At 65.0% G+C, this 15,289-nt stretch carries 14 protein-coding genes and 1 pseudogene; 8 read left to right on the top strand and 7 right to left on the bottom strand.

Annotation, left to right across the window (positions count from 1 at the left end):
- Window positions 1–44 precede the first annotated feature (44 nt).
- The 4 genes from AC5RVN_RS14865 to AC5RVN_RS14880 all read right to left on the bottom strand — a co-directional run bounded on the left by AC5RVN_RS14865 (window position 45) and on the right by AC5RVN_RS14880 (window position 4,111).
- Entirely contained in the window at window positions 45–704 is a 660-nt protein-coding gene (locus AC5RVN_RS14865) for a GntR family transcriptional regulator (protein WP_494040488.1), read from the bottom strand.
- A gap of 121 nt (window positions 705–825) precedes the next feature.
- On the bottom strand, window positions 826–1,845 hold the full coding sequence (locus AC5RVN_RS14870; RefSeq protein WP_494138432.1) for a transketolase family protein: 1,020 nt from the start codon (window positions 1,843–1,845) through the stop codon (window positions 826–828).
- The gene (locus AC5RVN_RS14875) at window positions 1,842–2,738 is read right to left on the bottom strand and encodes a transketolase (RefSeq protein WP_494106551.1); all 897 of its coding nucleotides are present in this window, start codon (window positions 2,736–2,738) and stop codon (window positions 1,842–1,844) included. Before AC5RVN_RS14875 ends, AC5RVN_RS14870 begins: the two co-directional genes overlap by 4 nt.
- A 35-nt stretch (window positions 2,739–2,773) precedes the next feature.
- A complete protein-coding gene (locus AC5RVN_RS14880; protein WP_494040491.1) occupies window positions 2,774–4,111 on the bottom strand; it encodes an MFS transporter in 1,338 nt (445 codons plus the stop codon).
- A gap of 210 nt (window positions 4,112–4,321) precedes the next feature.
- Between AC5RVN_RS14880 and AC5RVN_RS14885 the strand changes: the two genes are divergently transcribed.
- The 4 genes from AC5RVN_RS14885 (at window position 4,322) to AC5RVN_RS14900 (ending at window position 7,202) form a co-directional block, all read left to right on the top strand.
- Complete coding sequence (locus AC5RVN_RS14885; protein ID WP_494138433.1) at window positions 4,322–5,095, top strand: SDR family NAD(P)-dependent oxidoreductase; 774 nt, start codon at window positions 4,322–4,324, stop codon at window positions 5,093–5,095.
- A 47-nt stretch (window positions 5,096–5,142) separates the two neighbouring features.
- Window positions 5,143–5,412, top strand: coding sequence for a hypothetical protein (locus AC5RVN_RS14890; RefSeq protein ID WP_494106553.1), 270 nt, complete (start codon window positions 5,143–5,145; stop codon window positions 5,410–5,412).
- Between the two features lie 84 nt (window positions 5,413–5,496).
- Window positions 5,497–6,093: a TetR/AcrR family transcriptional regulator gene (locus AC5RVN_RS14895; protein WP_494138434.1), complete on the top strand. Its 597-nt coding sequence runs from the start codon at window positions 5,497–5,499 to the stop codon at window positions 6,091–6,093.
- A gap of 17 nt (window positions 6,094–6,110) precedes the next feature.
- Window positions 6,111–7,202, top strand: a complete 1,092-nt coding sequence (locus AC5RVN_RS14900; RefSeq protein ID WP_494138444.1) for a DMT family transporter — start codon at window positions 6,111–6,113, stop codon at window positions 7,200–7,202.
- Here AC5RVN_RS14900 and AC5RVN_RS14905 read toward each other — a convergent pair.
- Both AC5RVN_RS14905 and AC5RVN_RS14910 read right to left on the bottom strand, forming a co-directional pair.
- Window positions 7,158–7,337 (bottom strand): annotated as a pseudogene (locus tag AC5RVN_RS14905) (DUF3040 domain-containing protein); the annotation flags it as partial. The gene AC5RVN_RS14900 and the pseudogene AC5RVN_RS14905 overlap by 45 nt on opposite strands.
- 172 nt (window positions 7,338–7,509) lie before the next feature.
- Window positions 7,510–8,556 carry an aldo/keto reductase gene (locus AC5RVN_RS14910; protein ID WP_494138435.1) on the bottom strand — a complete coding sequence of 349 codons (1,047 nt, stop codon included), beginning with the start codon at window positions 8,554–8,556 and terminating at the stop codon, window positions 7,510–7,512.
- 195 nt (window positions 8,557–8,751) lie between these two features.
- On the opposite strand from AC5RVN_RS14910, the gene AC5RVN_RS14915 reads away from it, so the two are divergent.
- The 3 genes from AC5RVN_RS14915 (at window position 8,752) to AC5RVN_RS14925 (ending at window position 12,808) form a co-directional block, all read left to right on the top strand.
- Window positions 8,752–9,486: a GAF and ANTAR domain-containing protein gene (locus AC5RVN_RS14915; protein WP_494138436.1), complete on the top strand. Its 735-nt coding sequence runs from the start codon at window positions 8,752–8,754 to the stop codon at window positions 9,484–9,486.
- A 144-nt stretch (window positions 9,487–9,630) separates the two neighbouring features.
- Window positions 9,631–11,865 (top strand): 4-alpha-glucanotransferase, encoded by a 2,235-nt coding sequence (gene malQ, locus AC5RVN_RS14920; protein ID WP_494138437.1) that lies wholly within the window; start codon window positions 9,631–9,633, stop codon window positions 11,863–11,865.
- A gap of 34 nt (window positions 11,866–11,899) precedes the next feature.
- The gene (locus AC5RVN_RS14925) at window positions 11,900–12,808 is read left to right on the top strand and encodes an SDR family oxidoreductase (protein WP_494106559.1); all 909 of its coding nucleotides are present in this window, start codon (window positions 11,900–11,902) and stop codon (window positions 12,806–12,808) included.
- A 105-nt stretch (window positions 12,809–12,913) separates the two neighbouring features.
- Here AC5RVN_RS14925 and AC5RVN_RS14930 read toward each other — a convergent pair whose 3' ends face one another.
- Window positions 12,914–13,960: a lactonase family protein gene (locus tag AC5RVN_RS14930; RefSeq protein ID WP_494106560.1), complete on the bottom strand. Its 1,047-nt coding sequence runs from the start codon at window positions 13,958–13,960 to the stop codon at window positions 12,914–12,916.
- 173 nt (window positions 13,961–14,133) lie between these two features.
- On the opposite strand from AC5RVN_RS14930, the gene AC5RVN_RS14935 reads away from it, so the two are divergent.
- Window positions 14,134–14,961, top strand: coding sequence for a putative protein N(5)-glutamine methyltransferase (locus AC5RVN_RS14935; protein ID WP_494106561.1), 828 nt, complete (start codon window positions 14,134–14,136; stop codon window positions 14,959–14,961).
- Window positions 14,962–15,289: the final 328 nt, after the last annotated feature.

Genomic DNA, 15,289 nt, shown 5'->3' on the forward strand with positions numbered 1-15,289 from the left:
GACTGCGCATGGGAGGGGCCGGCGAATCAGCCGGAAAGCTGACGCTAAGCGACGAGGTTGGCTGCGGCCGAGTCCATGTGGGCACGGATGGTGTTCCGGGCGAGCGAGGCGTCGCCTGTTTCGATGGCTGCCACGATGTCGCGGTGGCGGTCCACGCTCATGTTTTTGACGCCCTTTTCCAGGCCGCCGAACATGATGGACATCCGGATGGAACCTTCCAGGGACTGCCAGGAGTGAAGCAGCGTCTCGTTGCCGGTCAGGCGGCACAGCGTCCGGTGGAACTCCATATCGGATTCGATCCGCTCTTCCAGTGACGCGTCCTGGGCGGCCTCCATCACGTCGATGGTTTTGTGGAGCGCTTCGATGGCATGGGCGCGGTCAGGAAGTTCGCAAAGGGTGCGCGCGGCAAGGGATTCGAGGGCGGCCCGGACGGCGAAGATGTCCCGGATTTCCTTTTCGTCCAAGTGCCGTACTGAAAGCCTGCCTCGGGGCCCGGCGGAGAGCAGGCCTTCCTGTTCGAGCTGGCGCAGCGCTTCACGCAGGGTTCCCCGGCTGATCTGCAGCATGTCTGACAGTTCGGTTTCCACCAGGTGCCGGCCGGGCGCAAGTTCACCGCTGGTGATGGCGGTCCTCAGCGCCGAGAGCGCCTGCTCGCGCAGGCTTTTCTTTTGCAGTCCCAGCAGGGGAGCGGTCAGTCCGGCCATCGCGTCTGTCCTTTAGTGTTGTAAGTCGACTGTTTACAGTCGGGGTATTTCCGATAGTACGGCAGAAAGCACGGCCCCGGGCTGGACCAGTGCCGTGCTTTCTGCGCTGCTGAAGCCGTGTTTAGCCGAGTTCGGCGAGGACCTTGGCGACGATGCAGTCCACGGCCAAGCCGTAGCGGTCATGGAGGGTGGGCAAGGCCCCGGCGTCGAGGAACTGGTCCGGCAGCGCGACGGGCACCACGCGCTTGCCTACTCCGGCGGTGACGACGGCGGAGGCGACGGTTTCGAACAGGCCGCCCACCACGGAGTGGTTCTCGAGGGTGACGGCGAGCCGGTCGGTGTTGATTTCGGCGAGGACGGTGGCGGCGTCGAAGGGTTTGATGGTGGGGGTATGGACGACGGCCACGTCCACGTTGTGTGCGGCCAGGGCCTTTGCTGCCTGCAGGGCGCGCATGGTCATCAGGCCTGAGGAGATGAACACGACGTCGTTGCCGCCGCGGAGAACCTTGGCCTTGCCGAGTTCGAACGTGTAGTCGTACTCGTCCAGGACCGTGGGGACGTTGCCGCGCAGCAGGCGCAGGTAGGTGGGCCCGTTACTTGCGGCCAGCTGCGGGACGGCCTGCTCGATGTCAATTGAGTCGCAGGGGTCCACGATGGTCAGGTTGGGCATGCCGCGGAAGATCGCCATGTCCTCGGTTGCCTGGTGGCTGGGGCCGTACCCGGTGGTCAGGCCCGGCAGGCCGCCGACAATGTTCACGTTCAGGTTCGGCTCGGCGGCGTCCAGGCAGAGGAAGTCGTAGGCGCGGCGGGCGGCGAACACTGAGTAGGTGGAGGCGAACGGTATGAGCCCTGTTTCGGCCAGGCCGGCGGCGGCGCCGAAGAGGAGCTGTTCGGCCATGCCCATCTGGAAGAACCGCTCCGGGAAAGCCTTGGCGAAGATGTGCATGTCCGTGTACTTGCCCAGGTCCGCCGTCAGGCCGACTATCTTGTCGTTCTCCTGGGCGGCCTTGACCAGGGCGTGCCCGAACGGGGCCGGCGCGGTCTTCTGGTCCGGGTCGGCGAACGAGGCAATCATCGCCGATGTCTTCAGCTTCGGCTTGGCGGCCGTTGTTGTATTCGGGGCCTCGGTAGTGGTGCTCATGCTGAAGCCTTTCCTTCGTAGCCTGCGGTGAGTTGCTCGCGGCAGGTCTGCCATTCGTTCTCTTCGATGCGCATGAAGTGCGCCTTTTCGCGGTTCTCCAGCAGCGGGACGCCGCGGCCCACCTTGGTGTCGCACAGGATCACGGAAGGACGTCCGACGGCGGCGGCCTGGGCGGCTGCGTTGTCGAACGCTTCCAGCAGCGCGGCCACGTCGTTGCCGTCCACCCGCTGGGTGTACCAGCCGAACGATTCCCACTTTTCGGTCACCGGTTCGGTGCGGAGTACGGTGTCCGTCTTGCCGTCGGCCTGCAGGGCGTTGATGTCCACCATCGCGGTCAGGTTGCCCAGCTGGTGGTGGTGGGCGCCCATGGCGGCCTCCCAGGTGGAGCCCTCGTCGAGTTCGCCGTCGGAGAGGAAGTTGAAGACCCGTGCGTTGGAGCCCTGGTAGCGCAGGCCCAGGGCCATGCCGACGGCGATGGTCAGGCCGTGGCCCAGGGAGCCGCCGGAGATTTCCATGCCGGGGGTGTAGGTGGACATCCCGGACATCGGCAGGCGGGAATCGTCGGAGCCGTAGGTTTCCAGTTCCTCGACCGGGACGATCCCGGCCTCGGCGAGGGCCGCGTAGTGGCCGATGGCGTAGTGGCCGGTGGAGAGCAGGAACCGGTCGCGGGCCTCCCAATGCGGATCCTCAGCGCGGAAGTTCAACTGGTCCCCGTAGACGGTGGCGAGCATGTCCGCCGCACCCAAAGCCTGCCCTACGTAGCCCTGTCCCTGCACCTCACCCATGTTCAGGGCGTGGTGACGGATCCGGTACGCGGCCGCACTGACTTGCGCGATTCGATCCCGCGTCACATGGCCCACGGTGGCCTGGTCCTGGACGTTCTCTACTGACATTGCTGACTCCGTTGTTGTGTCGTGGATGACGGTCACTAGACGCTCACCGTGTTGGGGGTGCTTTTGGTGATCTCGTCTGCGAGCTGGCGCTCCCGCTTGCCCCAGGTTTCGCGGGTCGCGACAGCGGCCCAGAGTCCAATGGCTGCGTAGGTTCCGAAGAGCAGGGCGGGACCCATCCAGCCGAAGCTAACGAACAACAAAGTGGTGACGAACGGGGTGAAGCCCGAAACCATGGCGGAGATCTGGTAGGCCAGGGAAGCGCCTGAAGCGCGGGTCTTGGCCTGGAAGAGTTCCGGGAACCAGGCTCCCTGGGCACCGGCGAGCGAGTTCTGGCAGACGGCGTAAGAGATGGCGATGGTCGCTATCACAGCGATAAACAGGCCGGTATTGACCATCAGGAACATGGGTACTGCAAACAGGACGGCGAAGGCGCAGGACCAGATGTACACAGGGCGGCGCCCGATCCTGTCCGTCAGCCGGGCCCAGGCGGCGGTGGCGAAGATGCCGATGAAGGATGCAATGCAGAGGGCTACAAGGGTTTCAGTCTTGTCCGCCAGTTGCTCGGTGTGCAGGTAGGAAATCATGTAGGTGATGGACACGGCGTAGCCGGCAGTTTCAGCAACTCGCAGGCCGATGCCCTTCACAATGTTGCGCCAGTCGGTCTTGATGACCTCAACGATGGGGGACTTGACGATGTCGCCGCTGTCCCTGACTTCATCGAAGACGGGGGACTCGGGAACCTTGGAGCGGATGATCAGGCCCACTGCCACCAGTACGATGCTGGCCAGGAAGGGAACACGCCAGGCGAGTTCGCCGCCGAGGTTCACGCTTACGAGGAAGACGAGGTTGGCCAGCAGCAGGCCTACCGGGAAGCCGGCCTGGACGATGCCGGTGTACTTGCCCTTGGACTTCCACGGCGCGTGCTCGTAGCTCATCAGGATGGCGCCACCCCATTCGGCACCGAAGGCCAGGCCCTGGACAATGCGGACGAACACCAGCAGCGCCGGGGCGAGCAGGCCAACCTGCTCGTAGGTGGGAAGCAGGCCGATCAGGAACGTGGCCACGCCCATGAGGATCAGCGACGCCACCAGGACGGGCTTGCGTCCCACCTTGTCGCCAAGATGGCCGCCAATAATGCCACCCAGGGGACGGGCGGCAAAGCCTACACCCAGGGTTGCGAAGGCCGCCAGTGTCCCGGTGACGGGGTCACCAGTGGGGAAGAAGGCTGTACCGAAGTACAGGGCCGCAGCTGTGCCGAAGCCGATGAAGTCGTATGTTTCGATGACTGCGCCGACGCCAGAGCCGACTGCAACACGCTTTGCGTCCTTCGTGCCGTGCACATGACCGCGCATTTTGAGAGCTTCGTTGCTCATGGTGGGTTTCCTTCCGAAAAGCGACTAATGCAAGCCTGCCGCTGTCGACTGTTAACGATGCTACGCCTCAAGTGTGACGGGGATCATTTCCACTGTCAACAGTCAACTCTAAAGGTTGACTGTTGACAGGAGCGCTCCGTATTGTGGTCCCCATCACTGCTGCACCTGGGACGGAAGTCCGATGTCGTGCGAAACCACCAAGGAGCAATCATGACCACCATCCAGCGCACCGCCGTCCTCACTGGGGCAACCTCGGACCGGGGTATCGGCATCACCACCGCCCGCCGCTACGCCCGCCAGGGCTGGGCTGTGGTCATCCTGGACCTCGACGGGGAGAGGTCCGCCAAGGTCGCCGCGGAGATCGGCAATGAGTTCAACGTCCCCGCCTTCGGCCACGAGATCGATGTTGCCAACGAAGCCTCCGTCACTACAGCCCACGGGGCGGTGGCAGCCGAGGTTGCGGCAGGCAACCTGCCCCCGGTCGGCGCCCTCGCCAACATTGCCGGCATCACGTCGCCGCTGCCGTTCCTGGAGACCACCCTGGAACTGTGGCACAAGATCATGGACGTAAATGCCACGGGCACATACCTGGTGACCAGGGCCTTCCTGCCGGCCATGATCGACAACGGCTGGGGCCGGATCGTCAACATGTCCTCCGTCTCCGCCCAGCGCGGCGGGGGCGTGTTCGGCAAGGTCCCCTACTCCGCCGCCAAGGCCGCAATCCTCGGCTTCACCAAGGCCCTGGCGCGGGAACTCGGCACCACCGGCGTCACCGTCAACGCCATCACTCCAGGGGCAGTCGACACCAACATCCGCGTGGGCAGCACGGAGGAACAGGAGGCCGCCATCAATGCCGGCATCCCGCTGGGCCGAAACGCGACCACCGAAGAGGTGGCAGCCGTGATCACCTTCCTGTCCTCCGAGGACTCGGCCTACCTCACCGGCACCACCATCGACATCAACGGCGGAAGCCACCTCCACTAAAGGGCTTGGCCGCGGAAGCGCCTGAAGTGACGGAGCGGAGCAGCGGGATGAAGCCGTATCGCTACCACGACTGGAGCCGGTTGATTGGAACGCCGGTGGAGATCCGCAGGGATTTTGGCATCGTACGTGCCGGCACCGTGGATGATGCCATGGCTGATTCCTCAGCCTTGTGGCTGGCGGCGGATGCCGGGGGAGGCAGGGCCCTCTACGCGGCCGCCGAGGGTTTTGAAGTGTGGATCCAGCCTCAGGAGCTCAGCGGGAAACTCTGTTTCAAGATGGCGTTTGCCCAGCTCTCGGGGTCCGGTCCCAAGCGGTAAGCGCGAATTCCTGTAGGGACGGTTGGCAGGAATGGTAGTAGTAGGTAGACTGGTCTACCTACTACTACCGCCAAAGGACTGGCCATGACCCCGTCAGCAGTGTCTGACCCGACCCGAAGATCTGCCCGCGAACTGTTGCTCGCGGCGGCGGCGAAGCTTTTCTATGCACACGGTGTGGGGGCCACGGGCATCGACACCATCACGGCCGAGGCAGGAGTGGCTAAAAAGAGCCTCTACAACAACTTCGCGTCCAAGTCGGACCTGGTAACCGCCTACCTGGAAACCCGGCGCGAGGAATGGCTTGGCCTCTACCGGAAACGGCTGGGTAAAGCGTCCGGGCCCAAGGAACGCGTGCTGGCCACCTTTGACGCCTACCTCGATCATGCCCGCCTTGCCTCCGAGAACGGATTCCGGGGGTGCGGGCTGCTCAACGCCGCGGCGGAACTGCCGGCCGGGAGCCCGGGCCGCCTTTCGGTGAAGCGTCACAAGGAAGAAGTAGAACGCCTCCTCGCAACCCATCTGGCGGAGCTGCTCCCCGGACAGGAAGAGCGCCAGGGGAAACTTGCCCGTCACTTGGCCTTCCTGCTCGAAGGCGCCATGGTCCGTGCGGGACTTGAAGGTGGGGAGACCCGGCTCGTGGAGGCCCGCACCATCGCCGCGCAGTTGCTGGACGAGCTGTGACGGCTTCCACCGGCCGCATGTCCGGTCCGCTGTGGGGTGCTGTTTTCGTGCTGGCCGCATCAGTACTCTGGGGCACCACGGGAACGGCGGCCACCTTCGCGCCGGCGGTCAGTCCGCTGGCAATCGGTGCGGTGGCGATGGGAGTTGGCGGGTTGCTGCAGGCTCTGTACGCGGCCAGGCCGATCAGCGCCCAATGGGGCCGCTTAAGAGGGCAATGGCCTTTGGTGTCCCTCGGAGCCTCGGCAGTGGCGGTATATCCCCTGGCCTTCTACAGCTCAATGCATCTTGCCGGCGTGGCAGTGGGGACGGTGGTTTCCATCGGCTCGGCCCCGGTGGCGGCAGCGGTGATAGAACGCCTTGCAGACCACAAGCCGCTCACCCGCCGCTGGCTGGCCGGGGCGCTGCTTGGCGTGGCAGGTGCGGTGCTGTTGTCGCTTGCCGGCCACAGGCCCGACGGCGGCGGCGCAGGTCCGGCGGGGGAGTCCTGGGCCGGCCTGGCCGGAATAGCCTTGGGCCTGGTTGCCGGCATCGCTTACGCACTCTACTCATGGGCCGCCCATCGACTCATCAATCAGGGCGTTTCCTCCCGTGCCGCGATGGGAACGATGTTCGGAACGGGCGGCCTGCTGCTGATGCCCGTCCTGGTTTTCACCGGCCGCCCGCTGGTGGAATCCTGGTCCAACTTCAGCGTGGGGGCCTACATGGCCCTCGTCCCGATGTTCGCCGGATACGTCCTGTTCGGCTGGGGGCTGGCCCGGGTGCATGCCAGTACCGCCACAGGCCTTTCCCTGCTGGAAACTGTGGTGGCAGCTGCCTTGGCTGTGCTGGTGGTGGGGGAGCGGTTGCCCGCAGTGGCCTGGATTGGCGCGGGGCTTGTCTTGGCGGGACTGATCTTCCTGGTTCCACGTTCTTCATCACGGGGCAGTCAGCACAGCAACAGGGCCGGGCTACGTCGGCTGTCCGCGCCGCCGCCCACGGCTGAAGGGATGCTTCTGCAGCGCGAGGCAGGCGCCCAAAGCCATCAGCAGAAGGCCGGTTACGCCAACGCCAATTTCCGGGCCGCTGAGGCCGGCGATGAAAAGCACAAGGCCGAGCAGGCCAGCGCCTGAACCGTAGTAGAAGCCGGCGCTGAACTGGCGGGAGGGGTAGCCGGAGAGCAGCTCCATCGCCAGGTGTGGATCGTCGGCGATCAGCCCGAGCTCCAGCTCCTTGAGGAGCCTTCGCTCCTCCTCGGACATTGGCATAGGACGCCCTTGAGTCTCATACGGGAGTATCGATACGACCGTAGAATTCTTGTCCTGTTCCGTCAAGAGCCCGGGCCTGGATCACAAATCTCCGCCGCCGCGGTGAGGCCCCAAAGCCCCACTGGCACAGCTCCCGGCTGGCCGAGGTTCCGGACGTAGGCGCAGCACTGTCCTACCGCCGTCGTAATTCTGCGAACTCAAGTGACGGCACAATGGCGCCGGCGTCCCGCTCCACGAAGTTGGTGCCGGGCGGGACAACGTCATCAATCGCATCCAGTACGGACTCACCCAGCCGGACTTCGGCCGCCTTCAGGTATGCCGCCAAGTGCTCTTTGCTGCGCGGTCCAATAATCACGCTGCTGATGGCCGGATGCGACAAGGCGAAACCAACCGAGAGGTCCACCAGCGACAGTTCCAGCTTGTCCGCCAGCCGTGCCAGGGCATCGGCTGCATGCAGCTTGCGCTCGCTGGAGGGGCCGGAGATGTCGTAGCGGCCGGGAAGGGAATGGACCCGGGTGGGTGCCTTGCCGGACTCCAGGACGAAGCTGCCTGACAACCAGCCTCCTGCCAGCGGGCCGTACGCCAGGACACCGAGGGCGTACTGCTGGGCGATGGGGAAGACGTCGCGTTCGTTGGCCCGCACCAGCATCGAGTACGGCACCTGGTTTCCGAGCGGCGGAATCAGGTGGTTGGTGGTGGCAAGCCACTGTGCCTCCACCAGCTGCGCCGGCGTGAACACGGAGGTGCCGTAGTAAAGGATTTTCCCCTGCCGGATCAGGTCGTTGAGGGTGGTGATGGTTTCGAGGACGTCGGTGTTGTAGTCCGGCCGGTGCGCCTGGTACAGGTCGATGCGGTCAGTCTGGAGGCGGCGAAGGCTGCCCTCCACCGCCTGGGTGATCCACCGCCGGGAGTTGCCGGCATGGGCAGGGTTGGGGCTCATCTGGCCGTGGAACTTGGTGGCCAGGAAGACGTCGTCCCGGCGGCCCCGGAGTGCACGCCCCACCACCTGTTCCGATTCGCCCTGGGAGTACACATCGGCCGTGTCGATCGCGGTGATGCCCGAGTCCACCGCCGATTGGATGATCCGGATGCTCTCCTCGGCACCGGTCGGGGCACCGGGGGCTCCGCCCGGTCCTTCCCCGAAGTTCATGGTGCCCAGGGTCAGCGGGCTGATAGGGGTGCCTGATCGCCCGAACACCCGCAGTTCGCTGAGGCTCATCTCCGGTCTCCTCCGATATTTTGCGGCATGTTGCTTCCGATGCATGCCCTTGATCGTCACGAGGCTACACAGATTGGCCGGGTACCGGCGGGTTCCCGCCTCGGGGCTTCTCTTTTCGACTTCCGGGGTAACGCAGGGGGCCGGTATGACGAAATATGGAGCGACCGGCTGGCCTGGCGTCGCATATATTGAGGCATGGGCACTCCCAGTAATGAGGAGCAGTTCCTGAAACTGCACGACATGATTATCGGCAGCACCAACGTCAGTGGCTTCCTTGCCGACCTTTCCATCCTCGCTGCCTCGACACTGGGTGAGACGGCCAATTCACACATTGAGTGCGGTGTGACGCTCCGGCAACGGAAGCGAAGTGCAACTGTTGCGGGCAGCAGCGCGCGGGCAACGGCGTTGGACAAACTCGAGCAGGTTTTGGGACACGGTCCGTGCCTTACGTCCCTGGAAGCCATGAAGCCCGTAATCCTCGATGATGTGGAAACGGACACGCGCTGGCCGGAGGGCCAGAAGCTCCTTGCGGAAAACGACTGCCGCAGTGTTTTGGGCGTTCCGCTCGCGCTGGATGAAACGCAGGCGGCTGCTCTGGATTTCTTCGCGGACGAACCCGCAGTATTCACCGCTCACGTGGTCCGCAGGGCAGAAGCATTTGCCGAGCTGGCCGGACGGGCGTTGCGGCTGGCACTCAAGATTGCTGATGCGCAGAACGTCGCGGAGGACCTCACCGCTGCCTTGGAACACCGCACAGTGATCAATCTGGCGTGCGGTATAGTGATGGCCCAGAACGGGTGCACACAGGAAGAAGCGATGGCTGTGCTGACCCAGGCATCGAGCCATCGCAACCAGAAACTGCGCGACGTCGCGGCCGACATCCTGCACCAGGTGGGCTCGGGCTCGGTCAGCACCTACTTCGAGCCGTAACCGCGCAGTGCGGGCGCTCCAGTTTCGCCTCTGGGCCGCCCTGCAATAATCTGAACCAACGGTTGTGCGCGGGGGTGCAGGCGCCCGGTGCAACAGGCAGCACTGTAAGTTCAGGCCACATCACACCAGACGAGGCGGACACGCATGACGGCTTCAGACCAGCAGCACCCACAGCGATCGCAGATGCCCGCGGATCCGCCAGGCATTCCACGCGCTGACCGCGAAGTAGCTGCCGGGGCCGTGGACCAGCACCTCCTCCAGCAACTGGCGGACGTGCATGGCGTGGGAACGTCCTTCCAGGGCTGGGACGGGCTGCCCCACCATGTTGCCGAAGAAACCCTGATCAAGGTCCTGGCCTCCCTGGGCGTGCAGGCCCACACCAACGAGCTCATCAAGGCGGCGCTCGCGGAAGCGGAACTGGCTCCGTGGCGGCGGATGCTGCCTCCCGCCGTCGTGATCCAGCAGGGCGAGCCGGCCCAGGTCCCGGTCCACGTGCGGGACGGCGCCGCGGTGCAGCTGCGCATCACGCTCGAAGGCGGTGCCGGGTCCAGGGACGCCGTGGAGCAGGACCTCCGGGTGCAGCCGCGGGATGTTGACGGTGTATCCACCGGGCGTGCCACCTTCGCCCTTCCACGGGACCTGCCGCTGGGCTGGCACACCCTCCACGCCGAATCAGGCGGCGCCACCGCGTCCACCACCCTGGTGGTGGTGCCGGCGCGGATGACCACCGCTGCACCGCTCGAAAAGCGCCGCGGCTGGGGACTGGCCACGCAGCTGTACTCGGTGCGCTCCCGTCGGTCTTGGGGTATCGGCGACTTCTCCGACCTGGCTGACCTCGGCGCACTGAGCGCTGCCCGCGGAGCCGACTACATCCTGGTCAATCCGCTCCACGCCGCCGAGCCGGTGCCGCCCGTGCAGCCCTCCCCGTATTCGCCGTCCACCCGCCGGTTCTTCAACCCCCTGTATATCCGCATCGAGGCGATCCCCGAACTGGCCTACCTGAAGCCGCGAAAGCGTGCCGCACTGGAGAAGCTGCGCGAGGAAGTGGCTCCGCTGAACAGGGAGGGCGACCGGCTGGACCGCGACTCGGTCTACGCAGCCAAGCTCCAGGCTCTGGAGCTGCTCTACCACACCCGCCGTTCGCCTGCCCGGCAGGCCGCCTTCAATGAGTTCTGCCGCGTCTCCGGCAGCGGGCTGGACGACTTTGCCCTCTGGTCCGCCATCCGTGAGGACCTGCCGGCCGGAGACCCGTTCTGGTCCGACCCTGCCAGCGCCCTCGGCACACCGCGGACCGAGGCGCTCCTAGAAAAGCTCGCCGACCGGATTGGGTTCTATCGCTGGCTGCAGTGGATCTGTGATGAACAGCTTGAAGCTGCGCAGCACGCAGTGCTGCGGTCCGGCATGCGGCTGGGCGTTGTTCACGACCTCGCCGTGGGCGTGGACCACGCCAGCGCCGACGCATGGACACTGCGTGATGTCCTGGCTCCCGGCACCAGCGTGGGAGCGCCGCCGGACATGTACAACCAGCAGGGCCAGGACTGGGGCCAGCCGCCCTGGCATCCCGCCAGGCTCGCCGAAGCCGGCTACATTCCGTTCCGCAACATGCTGGCCACGGTACTGCGGCATGCCGGCGGCGTGCGGGTGGACCACATCCTGGGCCTGTTCAGGCTGTGGTGGATCCCGTCCGGCAATTCCCCGGGTAACGGTGCTTACGTCCGCTACGACCATGAGGCGCTGATCGGCATCCTCGCCCTCGAAGCGCAGCGTGCCGGCGCCGTGGTGATTGGCGAGGATCTGGGCACCTTCGAGCCCTGGGTACGGGACTACCTCGCTGCCCGCGGCATCCTGGGGACGTCCATCCTCTGGTTCGAGTACGACGGCGACTCGCCCCTTGCGCCCGAAAAGTACCGCACGCAGGCACTCGCCAGCGTGAATACCCATGACCTGCCGCCGACCGCCGGTTACCTCGCCGGTGACCATGTGGCGCTGCGCAGCAGCTTGGGCCTTCTGGAGCGCTCCGAAGAGGAGGAACGGGCCGAGCACAACGCTTCGCTGGAGAAGATGCTGGCTTTGGTGCGGGAGCGCGGCTACCTGCCGGACGACGCTTCCGGCGGTCCCGGGGCTGATGAAGAACGGACCATCGAGGCGTTGCACCTGCTGCTGGCACAGGCGCCGTCGGTACTGCTGGGGGTTGCCCTGGTGGATGCCGTGGGGGAGCGGCGGGTCCAGAACCAGCCAGGCACTACCGAAGCGCTGTACCCGAATTGGCAGGTCCCCCTGGGCGGGCCGGACGGCAAGCCGGTGTTTCTGGACGATCTTCCCGCCAATCCGAGGTTCAACTCGCTGCTGGCGGCGGTGGAGGAGGCCATGCGCGGGTAGGCTGCGCGGCCGGGCGAACGGTCAGGAGAGCACGATGGGTGAGGGACCAGTACTGGTAGTAGGCGGCACCGGCATGCTGGGCGGCCAAGTGGTGACGGAACTGCTGAAGCGGGGAAAGCAGGTGCGTGCCTTGGTGCGCCCCGGCTCAGATGCTTCCCGGCTCGATTCTGCCGGCGTGGAGATTGCGCGTGGCGACATGCTGGACCCTGAATCGCTGCGGCGGGCGATGGGCGGTGCAGATGCCGTTGTCACTACAGCTGCCGGCTACACACGGCACCGCAAAGGCGATACCCCGGAAACCGATACGTTGGGCAACTCAAACCTGGCTGAAGCCGCCAAGCATAGCGGGATCCGCCGGTTCGTCCTCACCAGCATCCTGACGTGTGACCAAACACCCGGCGTCCCTCACTTTTGGCACAAAAGGCTGATGGAGGACCGGCTCGAGGCCCTGGGCGTGCCGTTTGTCGCTCTGCGGCCGGGGGCCTTCCTGGACCAGGTGACGCGTTTCGGCGGCGACCCGCTCAGCAGGCACAAGGTCATGTGGTTCGGCTCCGCCGGAATCCCTCTGACGTTCGTGCTCACTCCGGATGTCGCCGGATACCTGGCCGCGGCCGTGGATGCTCCGGGTGTCGAGGGCCAGCGCATCGATATCGGGTGGGACCGGCCCATCGCCATGCAGGAGTTCGCCGACCTCGCCGGACAGGTGTTGGGGGAGGAAATTTGGGTCCGGACTGTTCCGCTTCGGATCCTGCGGGCGGCCGGTGCTGTAATGGGGCCAATGAATCCCATGGCAAAGGATTTGGCAGCAATGATCGCGTGGTTCCAGACCGGCAGGTACGTGGCTGACACCGCCAGGCAACAGGAGTTTTTTGGGACGCCGCCCACAGCAGAGGAGGCGGTGAGGCGGTTGATCACCATTCTCGGGCATCCGGTGCGTAACTGAGCTCTGGCCGGGGCTTTACTGCACTTTTCACTGCTCCGGCAGCGTTGCTTCCGCCTGGTGCGCCTATTCTGGTTGTCCTGCGGGTGCTGTGGCTTGTCCTGCGGCCTATCCCGCCGGTACCAGCGCGGTAGGGGAAGGCGTCTCCAGGTTGTGGACCAGGGGTCCGGGCAAACCCGTCACCGGGTCGAGTTCAAAAGTTGCTATATTGTCCGACCGCTCGTGGGCCACGTGCAGCCAGCGGCCCTTGACCAGATGATGCCGCGGCCAGTTCCCGCCGCTGGCGAAGTCTCCGACCGGCATGAGTTCTGTCCCTCCTGCACCGACTTTCAGGACGCTTACCAAGTTGGAACCGCGGACACCCACGTACACGTGCCTGCCCTCGTTGCCAAGGCTAATTTCTGCAGCCGAGTCATCGGGCAGGCTGCCGCCGGACGTAGCCGGGCCTCGAAAAACGAGTTCGAATGTCCCGGCCTCCGGCCTGACCACGAAGACCTCAACCGAATATTCCGAAACCACAAAGACGTTGCCGCTGGCGTGCTGCACCAAGTGGCGCGGGCCGGCCCCGAATGGGAGGGCCACCTCGTGGTCTGCCACAAGGCCCTCCCCCGGCACGTAGTTCCAGATCCTGAGAGTGTCGTGGCCCAGGTCCGTCGTCATAATGCGCCCGTCCTGAAGCATCAGGCTAGCGTGGGCCCGGCTCTGCCGGGGATCGCCAGGAGTCTGGCTGGCATGCGGATCAACCGAGGGCAGTGCGGGAAAACGCTCGGCGATGCTGCCGTCCGGGTTCAGTTCGTACAGCAGGACCTGGCCGTCTCCCCAGCACGTGGCGGTAAGAAAGCGGCCCTGCGTGTCCACCGCCACATGGCACGTGGCTTCTCCCGAGGGGTTTGGACGGCCCAGGGGCTCCAGCGCAAAATCACCGGTGCGTCGAAAGGCCCGGACCATCTTGCGCTGCTCGGCCACTGCATAGACCACAGGCAAAGCTGGATGCACGGCCACGAAAGACGGAGAATCGGTTTTGACGGCCGTACCAAGCCACTCGAGCCTGCCGTCGGGGTGTTCGGCAAGTGCGCCGATCCCTTCCGCCCGTCCGCCGCCGTCGGGAGTGTAGGTGCCGGTCCAGATCAACGTGTGCGGGGCAGGCGATGTCATGAGTCCATCCTGCCAAGAAAACCGCCGTAATCCGGGAATTGCGGAATAGCATTGGATTTTGCAGCTTGACGGAGGTGTGCCCCTTTGGGTTTCACCTGGTTGGTCCTCGTGTCGCTGGGGCCTTCCGGTTAGGTAATGAGCGAGATGCCCAGCGGATTACCGAAAGGCGCTTCATGCCAGCTCCAGTGCCACCTGCTCCTCACGACATTGCCGACCTCGTATCAGTCCTGCGGGCGGCCGGCTGTGTATTCGCCGAAGACGAGGCGCAGCTGCTCCTGTCCGAAGCGCCAAGCACCGCTGAACTTGCGGTGTGGGTGGAACGCCGCGTTTCCGGTGAGCCCCTTGAGTGCATCATTGGTTGGGCAGAATTTTGCGGACTTCATATAGCGGTCGACCCTAGTGTCTTTGTACCTCGGCGACGCACCGAACTGCTCGTTTCGGAGGCCGCTGCACTGCTGCGCGGCCGTTCTCGGCTGCCTGCATCGGCGTCGTCGTCCGTTGTTGTGGATCTGTGCTGCGGATCCGGGGCAGTGGGCGTCGCACTGGCTGCCCGGGCGTCCCTAGACGAACTTCACTTGGCAGATATCGATCCACTTGCCGTGCAGTGCGCCCGACGGAACGTGGCAGCCCTGGGCGGGCAGGTTCATCAGGGTGACCTGTATGCCGCCCTCCCCGCCCGGCTAAGACGGCAAGTGCAGCTCATCGTGGTGAACGCCCCGTATGTGCCCACAGGCGCGCTGCCCACCATGCCGCCCGAGGCGAGGGTCCACGAGCCGTCCCGTTCTCTTGATGGCGGCGTCGACGGATTGGACCTCCACCGGCGCATCATCCGTGAAGCCCCCGAGTGGTTGGATGCAAACGGCCATCTGGTCATCGAAACCAGCGAGCCTCAGGCTGCCGGAACAGCGGCCGTCATGGCGGTTGCGGGATTTGCCGCACGGACTGTCCACTCGGAGGAGCTGGGCGGCACAGTCGTGGTAGGTACGCCCCGGTGGCGGTGACTTGCCACCACCTATGGCTCTTTTTGCACTCAACGCTTGTTGCCTGTGATCACGAAACTGCTAACAGGGTGGCGCTGCCCTGTGCAAACTACGGTTAGCCGTTCTGTAGGCAGGGCGACCTTGTCCAAGGCGTAGCCGCGGTTGATGCCTGGAGCTGGACCCACGGTCGCTGGCATCCCCAGTTGGGGTCCATCTTCATTCCCGCACGGTGGTGGTTGTTTCGGTGGTGGTTTGGGGTGGTGGGGGTGGTTTGAAGTAGTGGTTTTGTTGGGGTTTTTGGTGGGGGTCGAGGTGTTTTGGGGGTGTGTACCAGGGGGTGCCGTTGATG

Source organism: Arthrobacter sp. sptzw32 (assembly GCF_059089735.1).

Excerpts from the sequence above, each read along its gene's own strand:
- AC5RVN_RS14925 (WP_494106559.1), top strand. The coding sequence starts at position 11,900 with ATGGGTGAGGGACCAGTACTGGTAGTAGGCGGCACCGGCATGCTGGGC.
- AC5RVN_RS14880 (WP_494040491.1), bottom strand. The coding sequence starts at position 4,111 with ATGAGCAACGAAGCTCTCAAAATGCGCGGTCATGTGCACGGCACGAAG.
- AC5RVN_RS14900 (WP_494138444.1), top strand. The coding sequence starts at position 6,111 with ATGTCCGGTCCGCTGTGGGGTGCTGTTTTCGTGCTGGCCGCATCAGTA.
- AC5RVN_RS14910 (WP_494138435.1), bottom strand. The coding sequence starts at position 8,556 with ATGAGCCTCAGCGAACTGCGGGTGTTCGGGCGATCAGGCACCCCTATC.
- AC5RVN_RS14870 (WP_494138432.1), bottom strand. The coding sequence starts at position 1,845 with ATGAGCACCACTACCGAGGCCCCGAATACAACAACGGCCGCCAAGCCG.
- AC5RVN_RS14935 (WP_494106561.1), top strand. The coding sequence starts at position 14,134 with ATGCCAGCTCCAGTGCCACCTGCTCCTCACGACATTGCCGACCTCGTA.
- malQ (WP_494138437.1), top strand. The coding sequence starts at position 9,631 with ATGACGGCTTCAGACCAGCAGCACCCACAGCGATCGCAGATGCCCGCG.
- AC5RVN_RS14915 (WP_494138436.1), top strand. The coding sequence starts at position 8,752 with ATGGGCACTCCCAGTAATGAGGAGCAGTTCCTGAAACTGCACGACATG.
- AC5RVN_RS14895 (WP_494138434.1), top strand. The coding sequence starts at position 5,497 with ATGACCCCGTCAGCAGTGTCTGACCCGACCCGAAGATCTGCCCGCGAA.
- AC5RVN_RS14875 (WP_494106551.1), bottom strand. The coding sequence starts at position 2,738 with ATGTCAGTAGAGAACGTCCAGGACCAGGCCACCGTGGGCCATGTGACG.
- AC5RVN_RS14890 (WP_494106553.1), top strand. The coding sequence starts at position 5,143 with ATGAAGCCGTATCGCTACCACGACTGGAGCCGGTTGATTGGAACGCCG.
- AC5RVN_RS14885 (WP_494138433.1), top strand. The coding sequence starts at position 4,322 with ATGACCACCATCCAGCGCACCGCCGTCCTCACTGGGGCAACCTCGGAC.
- AC5RVN_RS14865 (WP_494040488.1), bottom strand. The coding sequence starts at position 704 with ATGGCCGGACTGACCGCTCCCCTGCTGGGACTGCAAAAGAAAAGCCTG.
- AC5RVN_RS14930 (WP_494106560.1), bottom strand. The coding sequence starts at position 13,960 with ATGACATCGCCTGCCCCGCACACGTTGATCTGGACCGGCACCTACACT.